The organism is Phaeobacter sp. S60, assembly GCF_000826845.1.
Taxonomy (GTDB): Bacteria; Pseudomonadota; Alphaproteobacteria; order Rhodobacterales; family Rhodobacteraceae; genus Phaeobacter; species Phaeobacter piscinae.
The window spans coordinates 317,636-332,580 of record NZ_JSWJ01000011.1; the positions used below are offsets into that span (position 1 = coordinate 317,636).

General features: G+C 63.2%; 13 protein-coding genes. 6 read left to right on the top strand and 7 right to left on the bottom strand.

The features are described from left to right. Positions 1–220: 220 nt before the first annotated feature. Entirely contained in the window at positions 221–1,243 is a 1,023-nt protein-coding gene (gene meaB / locus OO25_RS11455) for a methylmalonyl Co-A mutase-associated GTPase MeaB (protein WP_040180190.1), read from the bottom strand. A gap of 142 nt (positions 1,244–1,385) precedes the next feature. Here meaB and hrpB point away from each other — a divergent pair, with 142 nt between their 5' ends. From hrpB to OO25_RS11470, 3 genes are all read left to right on the top strand, one after another. Next, positions 1,386–3,890 (top strand): ATP-dependent helicase HrpB, encoded by a 2,505-nt coding sequence (gene hrpB / locus OO25_RS11460; RefSeq protein ID WP_040180192.1) that lies wholly within the window; start codon positions 1,386–1,388, stop codon positions 3,888–3,890. A gap of 182 nt (positions 3,891–4,072) precedes the next feature. Next, positions 4,073–4,531, top strand: a complete 459-nt coding sequence (locus OO25_RS11465; protein WP_040174005.1) for an NUDIX hydrolase — start codon at positions 4,073–4,075, stop codon at positions 4,529–4,531. A 90-nt stretch (positions 4,532–4,621) separates the two neighbouring features. Beyond that, entirely contained in the window at positions 4,622–6,103 is a 1,482-nt protein-coding gene (locus OO25_RS11470) for an inorganic phosphate transporter (RefSeq protein ID WP_040174004.1), read from the top strand. Positions 6,104–6,195: 92 nt separating this feature from the next. Here the strand turns inward: OO25_RS11470 and argF are convergent, their stop codons facing one another. Together argF and OO25_RS11480 are read right to left on the bottom strand one after the other, a co-directional pair. After that, positions 6,196–7,122 (bottom strand): ornithine carbamoyltransferase, encoded by a 927-nt coding sequence (gene argF, locus OO25_RS11475; protein ID WP_040180194.1) that lies wholly within the window; start codon positions 7,120–7,122, stop codon positions 6,196–6,198. Between the two features lie 109 nt (positions 7,123–7,231). Continuing rightward, positions 7,232–8,416 carry an aspartate aminotransferase family protein gene (locus OO25_RS11480; RefSeq protein WP_040180195.1) on the bottom strand — a complete coding sequence of 395 codons (1,185 nt, stop codon included), beginning with the start codon at positions 8,414–8,416 and terminating at the stop codon, positions 7,232–7,234. Positions 8,417–8,752: 336 nt separating this feature from the next. Between OO25_RS11480 and OO25_RS11485 the strand changes: the two genes are divergently transcribed. After that, the gene (locus OO25_RS11485; RefSeq protein WP_040180333.1) at positions 8,753–9,682 is read left to right on the top strand and encodes a DMT family transporter; all 930 of its coding nucleotides are present in this window, start codon (positions 8,753–8,755) and stop codon (positions 9,680–9,682) included. On the opposite strand, the gene OO25_RS11490 is transcribed toward OO25_RS11485, so the two are convergent. Further along, positions 9,664–10,500 (bottom strand): ABC transporter permease, encoded by an 837-nt coding sequence (locus OO25_RS11490; protein WP_040174000.1) that lies wholly within the window; start codon positions 10,498–10,500, stop codon positions 9,664–9,666. The two genes, OO25_RS11485 and OO25_RS11490, sit on opposite strands and share 19 nt — an antisense overlap. A gap of 315 nt (positions 10,501–10,815) precedes the next feature. On the opposite strand from OO25_RS11490, the gene OO25_RS11495 reads away from it, so the two are divergent. After that, positions 10,816–11,424 carry a GcrA family cell cycle regulator gene (locus tag OO25_RS11495; protein ID WP_027246824.1) on the top strand — a complete coding sequence of 203 codons (609 nt, stop codon included), beginning with the start codon at positions 10,816–10,818 and terminating at the stop codon, positions 11,422–11,424. A gap of 155 nt (positions 11,425–11,579) precedes the next feature. On the opposite strand, the gene OO25_RS11500 is transcribed toward OO25_RS11495, so the two are convergent. Further along, on the bottom strand, positions 11,580–12,098 hold the full coding sequence (locus OO25_RS11500; protein ID WP_040180196.1) for a YHS domain-containing (seleno)protein: 519 nt from the start codon (positions 12,096–12,098) through the stop codon (positions 11,580–11,582). Positions 12,099–12,490: 392 nt separating this feature from the next. Between OO25_RS11500 and yghU the strand changes: the two genes are divergently transcribed. After that, positions 12,491–13,372, top strand: coding sequence for a glutathione-dependent disulfide-bond oxidoreductase (gene yghU, locus OO25_RS11505; RefSeq protein WP_040173997.1), 882 nt, complete (start codon positions 12,491–12,493; stop codon positions 13,370–13,372). Positions 13,373–13,469: 97 nt separating this feature from the next. Here yghU and OO25_RS11510 read toward each other — a convergent pair whose 3' ends face one another. After that, positions 13,470–14,267 (bottom strand): SseB family protein, encoded by a 798-nt coding sequence (locus tag OO25_RS11510; RefSeq protein WP_040180197.1) that lies wholly within the window; start codon positions 14,265–14,267, stop codon positions 13,470–13,472. Beyond that, complete coding sequence (locus OO25_RS11515; RefSeq protein WP_040180199.1) at positions 14,264–14,857, bottom strand: uracil-DNA glycosylase family protein; 594 nt, start codon at positions 14,855–14,857, stop codon at positions 14,264–14,266. Before OO25_RS11515 ends, OO25_RS11510 begins: the two co-directional genes overlap by 4 nt. Between the last annotated feature and the right edge of the window lie 88 nt (positions 14,858–14,945).

Sequence of the window (14,945 nt, forward strand, 5' to 3'; positions counted from 1 at the left end):
CCCGAAAACTGGTTGGATGCGTTTAGGAGGAATCGCGTGCAGGGTCAAGCCATATGAAACGGTTTTATGGGACAACCTGTGCACACCCCCCTAACGGGCTATTCCCGCATCCAAGGTTCGCGCCCTTCTAGCCTGCCTCACCTGTGAAATCCAGCGCTGATCGAAGGTTTTCGTTGCGGCCATGGGTGGCGTTCCCGCCAGCCGCCCGGCGCCAGACCGCTCAGCCAACCCCCAGCCCTGCAAGCAGGTCCTTGGCTGCCGCCGCCGGGGTGACGCGCCCCTCAGCGACCTCTTCTGACAGATCGGCCATACGGCCTTGCGCCCAGGGCGTCTCCAGCCGGGCCAGCAGCGCCTGACGCACGTCTTCGCCGAACCAGTAGCGGGCCTGTTCGCCGCGCCGCCGCTGCCAGTGGCCGTTTTCGCGCCGCCAGTCGGCCAGCATCTGCATGTCGTCCCAAGCGGTCTCCAACCCGTCACGGGTGGCGGCGGAGACCATCAGCGCTTTGGGATAGCCATCCGGATCCTGCGGGCGTTTGCGCAAAAGGCGCAGAGCCCCGGCATAATCCGCACAGGTGCGGGTTGCAGCGGGCTTCAGGTCGCCATCCGCCTTGTTGACCAAAATGATGTCGGCCATCTCCATAATGCCGCGTTTGACACCCTGCAACTCATCCCCGCCAGCCGGGGCCAGCAGCAAGAGAAACAGATCGGACATTTCTGACACCACGGTTTCGGACTGCCCGACCCCGACGGTTTCAATCAGCACCACGTCAAATCCCGCCGCCTCGCAGAGCGCCACCGCCTCGCGGGAGCGGCGGCCGACGCCGCCCAGATGTGTCTGACTTGGCGAAGGGCGGATGAAGGCGTTTTTCTCGCGGCTGAGGTGCTCCATCCGGGTCTTGTCGCCCAGAATGGACCCGCCGGAGCGGGTTGAACTGGGGTCCACTGCCAATACCGCCACCCGCAGGCCCGCCGCGATCAGCATCATGCCGAAGCTCTCGATAAAGGTGGATTTCCCCACCCCAGGCGTGCCGGACAGGCCGATGCGCAGGGATTGGCGGTTTTCGCGGGCCAGCAGGTCCAGCAGGCGGGTGGTGGCCTCTCGGTGATCGGCGCGTCCGCTTTCAACCAGCGTGATGGCCCGCGCCAGCGCCCGGCGTTCGCCGTTCAGAATGCGGGTGGCCAGATCGTCAATATCCGGCACGGCGCCCCGCGTGGCACCTTTCGGTTTGTCTGCTGCTGACATATCGGCCTCTCCCGCTCCCATCCGCCTGTCGCGCATTGATGGCGCAGCCGGGCCGCGATTGTCCAGAGAGCATCCTTCGCAGGGGGACAAAGCCGGTGCGGTCGGCGCTGGACCAGACCCGCGCCATTGGCGATAAGGCAGCATGACCAGATTGCCCATTGATGACGCCCTGCCCGAACTGATTGCCGCACTACAGCGCCACAAACGCGCCGTGTTGCAGGCCCCGCCGGGGGCGGGCAAGACCACGCGGGTGCCCTTGGCGATGCTGGAGGCTGGGCTGTGCGACGGGCGCATCCTCATGCTGGAGCCGCGCCGACTGGCCGCGCGCGCCGCCGCCGAGCGCATGGCCGACACATTGGGCGAGCCGGTCGGGCAGACCGTGGGCTACCGGATCCGCGGTGAAGCGAAGGTGAGCGCAGACACCCGGATCGAAGTGGTGACCGAGGGCATCCTGACGCGGATGCTGCAATCGGACCCAGATCTGCCCGGCGTCGGCGCGGTGATTTTTGACGAATTCCACGAACGCTCCCTTAATGCCGATTTTGGTCTGGCGCTCTGTCTTGAGGTGGCGGGCGCGCTGCGCGACGATCTGATCCTGCTGGCGATGTCGGCGACACTGGATGCCGCGCCGGTGGCTGCACTGATGGAGGCGCCGCTGGTCACCTCCGAGGGGCGCAGCTATCCGGTGGAGACGCGCTGGCTGGAGGCGCCGCTGGCAGCGGACAGCCGCAGCGGACGTGGCCCCCGGCGGCTGGATGCGTTGGTCGATCTGGTGCAACGCGCCGAGGCGGAGACCCGACCCGCGGGATCTGGCGGCAATGACAGCTCCGAGGCCAAGGGCGGCGGCATTCTGGTGTTCCTGCCCGGCGAGGGCGAAATCCGCAAAGCCGCTGCCGCGCTGGCTGGCCGGCTGCCCGGCGATTGCGTGGTGCGCCCGCTGTTTGGTGCCCTGCCCTTTACCGAGCAGCGCGCCGCGATCCAGCCCGACCCGAAGCTGCGCAAGGTGGTGCTGGCGACCTCCATTGCGGAAACCTCTCTCACCATTCAGGACATTCGCGTGGTGGTGGATATGGGGCTGGCAAGGCGCAGCCGGTTTGATCCCGGATCGGGCATGTCGCGGCTGGTCACCGAACGTGTGACCCGCGCCGAGGCCACCCAAAGGCAGGGCCGTGCCGGCCGAGTGGCGGCGGGGGTTGGCTACCGGCTGTGGACCAAGGGCGAAGACGGGGCGCTGGCCGCCTTCCCACCGCCGGAAATCCAGGCCGCTGACCTCACATCACTGGCGCTGGAACTGGCGCTTTGGGGGGCGGCTCCGGATGATCTGCCGTTTCTGACGCCACCACCGGACGGCGCGCTGAAGGAAGCGCAGGCCCTGCTGCGAATGCTGGGCGCGCTGGATGGGGAGGGTCGGATCACCCCCCATGGCAAGGCCCTGGCCAAGCTGCCGCTGCATCCGCGTCTGGGGCATATGCTGGCGCGGTTTGGCGCTGATGCAGCACCGCTGGCGGCCCTGCTGGCGGAACGCGATCCTTTGCGCGGTGCGCCGGTGGATCTGGCGCTGCGGCTGGAGGCGCTGCGGGATGCCAGAGGGTTTCAGCGCCGCCGGAGTTATCACCTGAATGTCCCCACGCTGGAGCGTATCAAAGGAGAGGCTAGGCGACTGGCGCGGCAGGCCTCTCGTGGCACCCCCTCAGCTTCGGCGAGTGCTGCTGTGATGGCCGCCGCCGCCTACCCCGACCGGATCGGACAGCGCCGCAAGGGCGATGCGCCACGCTATGTGCTCTCCGGGGGCAAGGGCGCGGTGCTGCCACCGGAGGACAGCCTGGCCGCCTCCCCGTTTCTGGTGGGGCTGGACAGTGACGGCAACCCGCGTGAGGCGCGGCTGCGGCTGGCCACGCCGATCACCCTGTCGGAACTGCGCGCCGAATTTGCCGACCAGATCACACCGCAGCAGACCTGCACATGGTCCAAACGCGACCGCCGGGTGGTGGCGCGCCGCCAGCAGTGTCTGGGGGCCATCGTGCTGGAGGATCACATCTGGAAGGATGTTCCCGCCGAAGCAATCGCCACCGCCATGCTGGAAGGGGTACGCGAGCTGGGTCTGCGGTTGGGCGGCGCCGCTGCGCGGTTTGTCGCGCGGGTGCGGCTGTTGCAGGCGGATGGTGAGGATCTGCCGGATTTCAGCGAAGAAGCTTTGCTGGCGACACTGGAAGACTGGCTGCTGCCGATGCTGGAGGGGATCCGCAGCGCCGAGGACTGGAAACGCTTTGACCCGCTGCCTGCGCTGCGCACGGCGCTGACCTGGCAGCAGACACAGCGGCTGGATCAGCTAGCGCCGCCGCATTTCACCACGCCGCTGGGGCGCAAGATCCCGATTGATTATGCCGAAGAGGTGCCGGAGATTTCCGTCAGACTACAGGAGATGTTTGGGGTCACCCGCCATCCCACGGTGGGCGGTGTCGCCCTCAAGGTTTCGCTGCTGTCCCCGGCGCAGCGCCCCATTCAGATCACCCGCGATCTGCCCGGTTTCTGGTCCGGGTCCTATGCGGATGTGCGCAAGGACATGCGGGCGCAATATCCCAAACACCCCTGGCCCGAAGACCCCACACAAGCCGATCCGACATTGCGGGCCAAACCGCGCAAATAGGCAAAAACGACGCCCAAACACGCAATTTCCCCGCAATTTCACGGTATTTTGCGCCGATATGCGGTAAATCCCCGAATTTTACCGCCCGCCCCCTCTTGTATTTCGCCCCTAACGTGCAAAGATTGTTACAAAGCAAAAAATGGGCCCGCAGTTCACCACGGGCACGAGAAAGCTGAGCAGCAATGAAACATATCATGTCCAGCGCCTGGGAGGAGTATCTCCGGCCAATGTTCTTTCGTCCCAAGCGGCTGCAAGTGGCCGCCATGTGCTATCGCACTGGTGCTGAGGGCAAAGAGGTTCTGATGATCACCAGTCGTGGTACCGGCCGCTGGATCGTGCCAAAGGGCTGGCCCATCAAGGGCATGAACGGCCCGCAGTCAGCGCTGCAGGAAGCTTGGGAAGAGGCTGGCGTGCGCGAAGCCCGGATTGAGGGCGACCCGGTCGGCACCTATGAATATGTCAAATTGCAAGACAACGGCACCAAGGAAGTTGTTCATACTCTGGTCTATGTCGCCGAGGTGTTGGAGCTTTCTGATGATTACCCGGAACAGTCCGAACGGACCCGTGAGTGGATGTCCCCGAAGGCCGCGGCAGAGCTGGTGGCGGAGCCTGAATTGAGCGATCTTCTGCGTCAATTGTAACAGATCCGTGATTGAAATATGACAAACCCCTTGCATGACTGCAACGGGGACGCTAGGCGCGTGCGCAACTTTTGAATCGGGATCGATACAATGAGCGACGCACCGCAGCGACCGCAGTGGAAGACACTGGACCGGGATCTTAACCGGATCTCTCAACTTGAACTGGCGACATCCTATGTGTCGCGCCCGCTGGTTGCCCCCGGCATCGCGCTGGTCTTCATCGCCCTCGCCGGTGTTGGCGCTGCGGTGTTCCTCGGCTCGGCGCCGTCGAACTTTGTGGTGATCGCGGCTGCGGCCTTTGGCGCCTATATGGCGCTGAACATTGGTGCCAATGACGTGGCCAACAACATGGGTCCTGCGGTGGGTGCCAATGCGCTGACCATGGGTGGGGCCATTGTGATCGCTGCGCTCGCCGAAAGTGCCGGTGCGCTGCTGGCCGGCGGCGATGTGGTCTCGACCATTTCCAAGGGCATTATTGACCCTGCGGGCGTTGCCAGCTCCGAAGTGTTCATCTGGGCCATGATGGCGGCGCTGATTTCCTCAGCTCTGTGGGTCAACCTCGCGACCTGGATCGGCGCGCCGGTCTCAACCACCCATTCGGTTGTGGGTGGCGTCATGGGCGCAGGCATTGCTGCGGCCGGGTTTGGAGCTGTGAACTGGCCCACCATGAGCAAGATCGCTGCCAGCTGGGTAATCTCACCCGTATTGGGCGGCGTGATTGCGGCGCTGTTCCTGGCCTTTATCAAGGCCAAGATCATTTATCAGGACGACAAAATCGCTGCCGCGCGCCGCTGGGTGCCGGTGCTGGTGGGCATCATGGCGGGGGCGTTTGCCTCCTATCTGGCGCTGAAGGGCCTGAAGCGGATCATCAAGATTGATCTGGAAATTGCGCTGCTGATTGGTGCCGCAGTTGGCGGGCTGTCCTATGTGGTGACCGCGCCGCTGATCAAGCGTCAGTCCGAGGGCATGGAGAACCGCAACAAATCTCTGAAGGTGCTGTTTTCAATCCCGCTGGTGATTTCTGCCGCGCTCTTGTCCTTTGCCCATGGTGCCAATGATGTGGCCAATGCGGTGGGCCCGCTGGCAGCGATTGTGCACACCACCGAGTTTGGCGATATCGCGTCCAAAGTGGCGATCCCGACCTGGGTCATGGTGATCGGCGCCTTTGGCATCTCCTTTGGCCTGTTCCTGTTTGGCCCCAAGCTGATCCGCATGGTCGGCAGCCAGATCACCAAACTGAACCCGATGCGCGCCTATTGTGTGTCGCTGTCGGCAGCGATCACCGTGATTGTGGCCAGCTGGCTGGGGCTGCCGGTGTCCTCCACCCATATCGCGGTGGGGGCTGTGTTTGGCGTGGGTTTCTTCCGTGAATGGCATATGGAACGCCGCCTGAAGCGCAGTTCCGCCACGCGGCCTGAAACCAAGCGGATTGCACCGGAAGAACGCCGTCGTCGCAAGCTGGTGCGCCGTAGCCATTTCATGACCATTGCTGCCGCCTGGGTGATCACCGTGCCGGCCGCCGCCCTGCTGTCGGGCTGTGTCTTCCTGGCGCTGACCGCGATCACCATGTGATCCCGGCCCCCGACCTGAAATAGAAAAACCGCCGCATCCTGATCGGGTGCGGCGGTTTTTTGTTGGCCTACTCGCGAACTGAGGAGCCTGGTTCAGGCCCCGAGGCAGTAGCGCATGATTGCCTTTTGCGCGTGCAGGCGGTTTTCGGCCTCATCAAAGATCACCGACTGCGGGCCGTCCATCACGGCGGAGGTCACCTCTTCCTCGCGGTGGGCAGGCAGGCAATGCATGAACAGCGCGTCGGGTTTGGCATGGGCCATCAGCGCGTCATTCACCTGATAGCCGCGCAGCATGTTGTGGCGGCGCTCCTTGGAGGACTGGCTGTCGTGCATTGAAACCCAAGTGTCGGCGACCACCAGATCAGCGCCCTCGACCGCTTTGGCAGCGTCGCGTTCGATGATCACCTGCGAGCCTGCCTTGCGCGCAAGGCCAATGAACTCAGGCTCCGGATCGAGCTGCGCCGGGCCAGTAAAGGTAAGATCAAAGCCAAATTGCGCGGCAGCATGCAGGAAGGAGGCGCAGACATTGTTGCCATCACCGCACCAGACAACCTTCTTGCCCTTGATCGGACCGCGATGCTCCTCATAGGTCAACACATCTGCCATGATCTGACAGGGATGAGTGCGATCGGTGAGGCCGTTGATCACCGGTACCGAGGCATACTCCGCCATCTCTGTCAGCACGGTTTCATCAAAGGTCCGGATCATGATCATGTCGACATAACGGCTGAGCACGCGGGCGGTGTCGGCGATGGTCTCACCGTGGCCCAGCTGCATATCATTGCCCGACAGCACCATAGTCTGGCCGCCCATCTGGCGCACGCCGACGTCAAAGGACACGCGGGTCCGGGTGGAGGGTTTTTCAAAAATCAGCGCCACCATGCAATCCTTCAGCGGCAGCTCATCATCCAGCGCCGCCTTGGGGCGACCGAGGCGGGCCTGTTTGGTGGCGCTGGCCTGATCAATGATCGCCCGCAGGTCGGTGGCATCGGTTTTATGGATATCTAGGAAATGGTTCATATCGAACGTCGCTTTCGTTGTGCTTGTGTCTTGCCGGGGCGGGTGCCGTTGCGGCCAGGCGCGGGGGCCAGCCCCCGCACCCCCGGAGTATTTCTGGAAAGATGACGCCTCAGGCGTCCGCTTTGGCCTCCACAGCGGTGGCGGCCTGATCAAGCCGGGTGAAGGCCTCAGCGATATCCTCATCGGTGAGGGTCAGCGGCGGCAGCAGGCGGACCACATTGTCGGCGGCGGGCACGGTGACCACTTCAGCTGCGTAGCCTGCGGCCACCACATCGGAATTGGCCGCGACACATTTCAGACCCAGCATCAGTCCGCTGCCGCGAACCTCTTCAAAGACCTGCGGATGGGCGGCCACCAACCCTTCAAGCTTCTGGCGCAGGAGACCGGCCTTGCGGTTCACCTCGGCAAGGAATTCCGGGTCGGTGACATGATCCATCACCGCGCAGCCCACCGCACAGCCCAGGGGATTGCCGCCATAGGTGGAGCCATGGGTGCCGGCGGTCATGCCGGAGGCAGCCTCTTCGGTGGCCAGCACTGCGCCCAGAGGGAAGCCGCCGCCAATGCCCTTCGCAACCATCATGATGTCCGGGGTGATGCCGGCCCACTCATGGGCAAAGAGCTTGCCGGTCCGGCCCACGCCGCATTGCACCTCATCGAGGATCAGCAACAGGCCATGCTCGTCACAGATCTGGCGCAGCGCCTTCAGTTCGGCGTCAGGCACCGGGCGGATGCCGCCCTCCCCCTGCACCGGTTCGATCAGAATGGCGGCGGTGTGATCGCTGATGGCGTCGGTTACCCCATCCAGATCGCCAAACATCAGATGTGTGAACCCCGGCAACATGGGCCCAAAGCCACCGGTCATCTTCTCGGAGCCGGCGGCGGAGATCCCGGCCGAGGAGCGGCCATGGAAGGAGCCGGAGAAGGTCAGGATCTCCACCCGCTCAGGCTGGCCTTTGTCGTGGAAATACTTCCGCGCCATCTTCACCGCCAGTTCGCAGGACTCGGTGCCGGAGTTGGTGAAAAACACCGTATCGGCAAAGCTGTGCTCCACCAGCCGATCCGCCAGCGCCTGCTGCTGCGGGATGTGATAGAGGTTGGAGACATGCCAGAGGGTTTCGGCCTGATCGGTCAGCGCCTTCACCAGGGCCGGATGGGCATGACCCAACGCATTCACCGCAATGCCCGCTGCCAGATCCAGAAAACGTCGCCCATCCGCCTCGATCAGCCAGGCGCCTTCGCCCTTCACGAAGCTGAGGGGCGCACGATTATAAGTGGGCAGAACGGACGGGATCATCGGGATCTTCCTTTTGGACATGTTGGGCCAAGCAGTGACGCAGCCGGGCCGCAGGGTCAACGATATTGGAGAAGTTGGATGTGCCGCAACAGGGCACGGGGGATCGGGGCCGGATTACGCGCTGTGGCGTCGGCGTCGCAGCAGAGTGATATGTGCAGCAGTGATCATGATTGCGTCCATAACGGAGGTTTTGGGAAAAGAAAAGACCGTTTGTCAGCTCGGCTGATCAATTCGAAGGTATCAACTGTTGCAATCGGCAGATGCGCCAGCCAGCTCACCCACGGTGCCCCCTCTGGTGGCTTGCTTTTGGTGGCAGCAACAGGCAGTGCTGGCAGCATGATCAACACCCGTCAGAACCCCGCCCTCGCCGCTGCGCTGATCCTGCTCGCCACGGTGTTCATCGCAGGCACCACGCTGGTCGCCAAAGCGCTTGGCACAGAGGCTCTGGGGGCACCGCTGCATCCGCTGCAGATCAGTTTTGGCCGGTTCGTGTTTGCGTTTTTGGCGATCAGCACCCTGGTTGCGCTGCGGCGCCCCCGGTTCACCGCGCCGCATTGGGGGCTGCATCTGGGGCGCACCAGTTTTGGCTGGATGGGGGTGACGCTGATGTTTGCCGCCGTGGCCTATATCCCACTGGCCGATGCCACCGCGATTACCTTTCTGAACCCGGTATTCGGGATGCTGCTGGCGATCCCCCTGCTCGGGGAAACGGTTGGGCGCTGGCGTTGGGCGGCGGCAGCGATTGCGCTTCTGGGGGCGATGGTCCTGCTGCGTCCCACCCCTGCCAGCTTTCAGCCCGCAAGCCTGCTGGCGCTGGCGGCGGCTGCGGTGATGGGGCTGGAGCTGATTTTTATCAAACGGTTGGCCGGGCGGGAGAAGCCGCTGCAGATCCTGTGGTTCAACAATCTGCTGGGGTCAGTGATTGCCAGCGTTGCGGTGATCGCAGTCTGGCAGCCACCAACAGCCGAGCAATGGGCGCTGATGGTCGCGCTTGGCTCCATGATGGCCTGTGCGCAGGGCTGTTTCATCAATGGAATGGCGCGGGCGGATGCATCTTTTGTGGCGCCTTTCAGCTATGCCACGCTGATCTTTGCCGCGATTTATGATTTTGCCGTCTTTGCCGAGGCGCCGGATGCAATCACCGTTCTGGGCGCAGTGATCATCCTGGCGGGCGCGGCGCTCCTGGCCTGGCGCGAGGGGCGGCAGCGGGTGCCGACCCTACATGTGGATCCGGGCGCGCAGGCGGATCAGGACTTCAGCCGGTAGCCGCTGCGCAGCATCAGCCAGGCCAATGTGCCAATGGCCGCACTGGACAGGCTGCAAACCAGCAGTCCGAGCAGAGGGGAGCTGTCGGAGGTGCCGATCACCCCGAATCGCACCCCGTCGATCAGGTAGAACACCGGGTTGAGATGTGACAGCAGCCGCAGCACCGGCGGCAGCGCCTCCACCGAATAGAATGTGCCCGAGAGAAAGGCGAGCGGGGTCACGATGAAGTTGGTGATCGCCGCCATCTGATCGAATTTCTCGGCAAAGACACCGGCGACAATGCCCAGCCCGCCCAGAAACAGCGCACCAAGCACCACGAACAGCAGGGCCACCAGCGGATGTTCCGGCACCACACCCAGCACCAGCATCAACCCGGTGCCAATGCCCAGCGCGACAAGAACGCCGCGCGCCACCGCCCCGGCCAGATAGCCAAGCAGGATTTCAAACCCCGACAAGGGCGGCATCAGCGTATCGACGATATTGCCCTGCACCTTGGTGATCACAATCGACGATGACGTATTGGCAAAGGCATTCTGAATCACCGTCATCATCATGATACCGGGGGCCAGAAATTCGATGAAGGGCACGCCCATAACATCGCCCCGCCCCGGACCAATGGCAATATTGAAAATCATCAGGAACAGCGCCGCCGTCACCATTGGCGCCATCAGCGTTTGGGTCCAGACCACCAGAAACCGGGTGATTTCGCGCCGCGCCAGCGTGCGCAGACCCAGCCAGTTCATCCGCCCGAAGCGCCGCTCTCCAAGGGCGATGGCCGGTGTCGCCGGTGCTGTCTGCTCTGGGGTGTGCTGTGCCATGTCGCGCCTCTTTGCTTATCTGCGGGGACTATCTGTGGGCCAATCTTGTGGACTTACTGGTCGGTGACGGCCCCAGGTCTTCCTCATCGGTCGATCCTCTGCGTCAAACCATGCCCACCCTGCCGGGGCAAGCGGCTTTCACACCCAAAGCGCCTCTGCCAAAGGCTGGCAGGGGCCAATAAGAACCAAGAGAGCAGACCCCGAGGCGCAAGACGCCCTTGTAACTCGGCACGCAGTGATTAGAATAGGGGCCTGATACGGAATTCGATGGCGGCCGCAGGATCTGGGGCCGCTTTTAGCTTGGAAAGGCAACAGATGTCCTGGACAGACGAGCGCGTCGAACTGCTCAAGAAAATGTGGGGCGAAGGGCAATCTGCAAGCCAGATCGCCAAGGAACTGGGCGGCGTGACCCGCAACGCCGTGATTGGCAAGGTGCATCGCCTGGGACTGTCCAACCGCAACAGCGGTACGGCCAAACCCGCCGCCGAGCCCAAGGAAAAACCCGCCGCGGCACCAAAACCGGCGCCCGCCGCAGCTGCAGCCGCACCGGCGAAGCCCAAGCCGCAGCCCAAGACCGAACCGGCCCGCCCGGTGACGCCTGAGCCTGCGGCCTCTGCCGAAGGTCGCCCGGCCACGCCTGCACGCCGCCAGATCATTCCGGCGGGCCAGCCGCTGCCGCCGCAGCCCTCGGCCAATGAAATCAGCCCCGAAGCACTGGCCAAGGTCAATGAGATCGAGAAGAAAGCCAAGAAGCTGGGCCTGATGGAACTGACCGAGCGGACGTGCAAATGGCCCGTGGGTGATCCCGCGACCGAGGATTTCTGGTTCTGCGGCCTGCCTGTTCAGCAGGGCAAACCCTATTGCGAAGCCCATGTCGGCGTGGCGTTCCAGCCGATGAGTGCACGCCGCGACCGCAAACGGTAAACTGCGGGTCGGCCTCGACCTTGCGAAATATCGGCCATCGCTTGAAGATCAAAACAGCGCCTCGGATTGCTCCGGGGCGCTGTTTTCTTTGGGCTCTGCCGTTTGGGGAGGGTGCAGGGTATAGCCCCTGCTCTCTCCCTAACGGATCGCCCGGATCAGCCCTGTTCCGGGGCGGAGGATGTGAAGTTCGGGATCACATTCTTGGAGGCGTCCGCTGGTTCAATCTCGGGCCAGTTGCCCTGAGCAAGGTTGATATTGCCGGGAATATCCTCTTCCCAGAAGCCAACAACGTTTTTGGTGATGTTGAGGTACAGCTTGTCATCCACGATGCGCCACAGGTTTGGATTGCCCGGAACCTTGCCCCCCTTAGAGACGCCATAGGCGCAGTGACCGTCATATTGCGGCGCGTAATACTCCGGGTTTGCCGCAAACTTGTCGCGGTTCTCAGCACTGGAGAAAGCGAAGGTGGCGCCGTTATGCTCAGCCGTGTAGGCCGCATTGCCCGGCACCGCTGCGGGCTGGGCGCTGCCAACGGGGTTCTGCGCCAGATCGCGGTAGGCCACAACGTCATAGCCGGAGACCGCAAAGCCGGTGCTGTCGATATATTGATCCCCGGCAAAGGCAGGCAGACCAAAGGAGGCAGCGGCAAGGGCGGCAAAGAGAACGCGTTTCATAGACTATCCTTTCAAGGGCACGGGTCAAAGGGCTCCCGGGCAAAACTGGACGCCGACCATCACAGCCGGGCTGGCTAGACAATATTCAGATCCGCCGCGATGCGAAGGGGGGCTCACGCCCCTGTGTCCGATACGGAGCCTGCGTGATCTGAGGCGAATGTTTGTTACAGGCGGGTTCTGGGTGGAGATATTTGCTGCGGAGTCATGACATCGACGCCAGCCACCTTGGCCCAGCGATGGTCAACAAAAAGTGTAGGCGACAGACCTTCCAGTCATTGGAATTTTGCGCGGCCTGCTTATGTTTTGCACAATGCCGCGTTGCCCCTTCCTTCGGGGCGGCGCAACATGCCCGACTGACACATTCGAAAACCGTTTTAAAACAAGGCCAACAGATGAGTGACACAACCTACACCCCGCCAAAAGTCTGGACTTGGGAACAGGAAAGCGGCGGCCGCTTTGCCTCGATCAACCGTCCCATTGCCGGGGCCACCCATGATAAGGACCTGCCGGTGGGCGAGCATCCCTATCAGCTCTATTCACTGGCCACACCCAACGGGGTGAAGGTCACGGTGATGCTGGAGGAGCTGCTGGCCGCAGGTCACAGTGGCGCCGAATATGACGCCTGGCTGATCAATATCGGCGAAGGGGATCAGTTTGGCTCCGGTTTTGTCGAGGTCAATCCGAACTCCAAGATCCCGGCATTGATGGACCGCAGCGGCGATGCACCGGTACGGGTGTTTGAATCCGGCTCAATCCTGGTGCATCTGGCGGAGAAATTCGACGCCTTCCTGCCCAAGGAGGGGGCCGCGCGCGCCGAGGTGATGAACTGGCTGTTCTGGCAGATGGGCAGCGCGCCTTATCTCGGCGGTGGCTTTGGCCATTTCTATGCCTATGCGCCGGAGAAATACGAATACCCGATCAATCGCTTCTCGATGGAAGCCAAACGCCAATTGGATGTTCTGGACCGGCAGCTGGCCGACAACCGCTATATCGCGGGAGAGGACTACTCCATCGCCGATATGGCGATCTGGGCCTGGTACGGCCAGCTGGTGCTGGGCCGTCTTTATGAGGCGGCAGAGTTCCTGGACGTGGAGAGCTACACCCATGTGCTGCGTTGGGCGAAGGAAATCGACGCGCGTCCAGCGGTGTCACGGGGCCGCATGGTCAACCGGGCCTTTGGTGAGTTGCACACCCAGTTGCGCGAACGTCACGATGCGTCCGATTTTGAGACCAAGACACAGGACAAGCTGGAACCGGCTGACGCGGACAGCTGACCGCGGGCGGGGTCGCCCCGCCTTTCACCACGGCAGAAGACACTGGACATCGCGGCCCCGAGCAGGGTCGCGATGTTTCTGTTTGAGACCTACTGCCTCAGCTGAGCCGAGGCGGGTTTTCCGGGTCGCGTCCGGGGGCCGACGGCAGCACCGGTTCCGCCGGTTGCGGCAGATCGAACCGCAGCCCGGCCTGCGCCAGACGCGCGGCCATCGCATCGCTGCTGGCAAAGAAGCCGACATCCAGCGCACCCGCCTCAACCCCGGAGAAGGTCAGCGCCTCGCCCACCGCCTTGGCCAAAGCGGATTGCGCAGCCTCCTTGGCATCAACAAACCCCAAAAGATGGCCCTGCCCGCCGCCACGATAGTGCAGCCCCACCAGATAGGCGGATTGTGCCAGCCCCACAGCCGTGGCGAGTTTGGTATCAAGCGCCGTGATCAGCATCTCCGGCAGGCCCTTGGGCGCGGTGATCGCCTCAATCTCGGCATCGACCTCTGCCGGGGTCTGGCCCAGCGTGTCATGCAACCAGACCACCGCCTCAGCCGGGATCAAGATCGCGGACGGCGCCACATCAAGGTTAACACCAAGACCAATTTTGGCCCCTGCCCCCTGCCCCGCCAGCATCTGCACCACGACCCGACCCGACAAAGCGGCGTAAGGAACGATGCGCCCGGCGAATTCTGCCAGCCGGTCCTCGCGATCAAAGACCAGTGCAAAGGTGCCATCGGAGGTCTCGAACAGCTCCGGCGCAATGGTGTCGCCCTCGGGTTCCTTGGTCAGCATCAGGAATAACTCGCTATCCGCCAGCCGCTCGTAGAACCGCAGGCGGGCCGCATCGTCCTGGGGGGCGGCCAGCATTGCGGCGTGGCTGTGATCCAGAGGGGTGGCGTCAGTCATGATATCAGCTCCTGAACCCGGGCGCGCAGGACCGGCAGCAGATCGGTCTCAAACCAGGGATTGCGTTTCAGCCATGCGGTATTGCGCCAGGACGGATGTGGCAAGGGAAACTCTTGCGGCGCATGGTCTCGCCAGCCCTCAACCCGCGCCTGCACCGACTGTTTGCCGCCCAGATGATAGCTGTGAGCATAGCCGCCAACCAGCACGCGCAGACCGATATTGGGCAGGCTGGCCATCACCCGATCATGCCAGGTGGTGCGACAGATTGCTGGGGGCGGCAGATCCGCCTTTTTTGCGGAATAGCCCGGAAAACAGAAGGCCATCGGCACGATTGCCACAAGCGACTGGTCGTAGAATTGCGCCTCACTCAACCCCAGCCACTCCCGCAGGCGATCCCCGGACGGATCGGTGAAGGGGCGACCGCTGGCGTGAACACGCGCGCCCGGCGCCTGACCGGCGATTAGGATACGCGCGGCACTGTCGAACCAGGCAACCGGGCGCGGGCTGTGCCGGGTCACGGTTGCGGCAAACCGTTCCGCACATAGCCGACAGGCGCGAATCTCCTGCCTCAGATCCTCGATTGTGGTCATCTCTGCCCCCTGTTATCTGCCCGTTCGCAGCCTCATGGCACCCTGTCTGTTCGCCTGCCATGCAGCCTGCAAGAACGTCGCCATGTGA

What these genes read in the sequence shown, in the direction of transcription:
- meaB (WP_040180190.1), bottom strand. Translation starts at nt 1,243, where the DNA reads ATGTCAGCAGCAGACAAACCGAAAGGTGCCACGCGGGGCGCCGTGCCG.
- hrpB (WP_040180192.1), top strand. Translation starts at nt 1,386, where the DNA reads ATGACCAGATTGCCCATTGATGACGCCCTGCCCGAACTGATTGCCGCA.
- OO25_RS11465 (WP_040174005.1), top strand. Translation starts at nt 4,073, where the DNA reads ATGAAACATATCATGTCCAGCGCCTGGGAGGAGTATCTCCGGCCAATG.
- OO25_RS11470 (WP_040174004.1), top strand. Translation starts at nt 4,622, where the DNA reads ATGAGCGACGCACCGCAGCGACCGCAGTGGAAGACACTGGACCGGGAT.
- argF (WP_040180194.1), bottom strand. Translation starts at nt 7,122, where the DNA reads ATGAACCATTTCCTAGATATCCATAAAACCGATGCCACCGACCTGCGG.
- OO25_RS11480 (WP_040180195.1), bottom strand. Translation starts at nt 8,416, where the DNA reads ATGATCCCGTCCGTTCTGCCCACTTATAATCGTGCGCCCCTCAGCTTC.
- OO25_RS11485 (WP_040180333.1), top strand. Translation starts at nt 8,753, where the DNA reads ATGATCAACACCCGTCAGAACCCCGCCCTCGCCGCTGCGCTGATCCTG.
- OO25_RS11490 (WP_040174000.1), bottom strand. Translation starts at nt 10,500, where the DNA reads ATGGCACAGCACACCCCAGAGCAGACAGCACCGGCGACACCGGCCATC.
- OO25_RS11495 (WP_027246824.1), top strand. Translation starts at nt 10,816, where the DNA reads ATGTCCTGGACAGACGAGCGCGTCGAACTGCTCAAGAAAATGTGGGGC.
- OO25_RS11500 (WP_040180196.1), bottom strand. Translation starts at nt 12,098, where the DNA reads ATGAAACGCGTTCTCTTTGCCGCCCTTGCCGCTGCCTCCTTTGGTCTG.
- yghU (WP_040173997.1), top strand. Translation starts at nt 12,491, where the DNA reads ATGAGTGACACAACCTACACCCCGCCAAAAGTCTGGACTTGGGAACAG.
- OO25_RS11510 (WP_040180197.1), bottom strand. Translation starts at nt 14,267, where the DNA reads ATGACTGACGCCACCCCTCTGGATCACAGCCACGCCGCAATGCTGGCC.
- OO25_RS11515 (WP_040180199.1), bottom strand. Translation starts at nt 14,857, where the DNA reads ATGACCACAATCGAGGATCTGAGGCAGGAGATTCGCGCCTGTCGGCTA.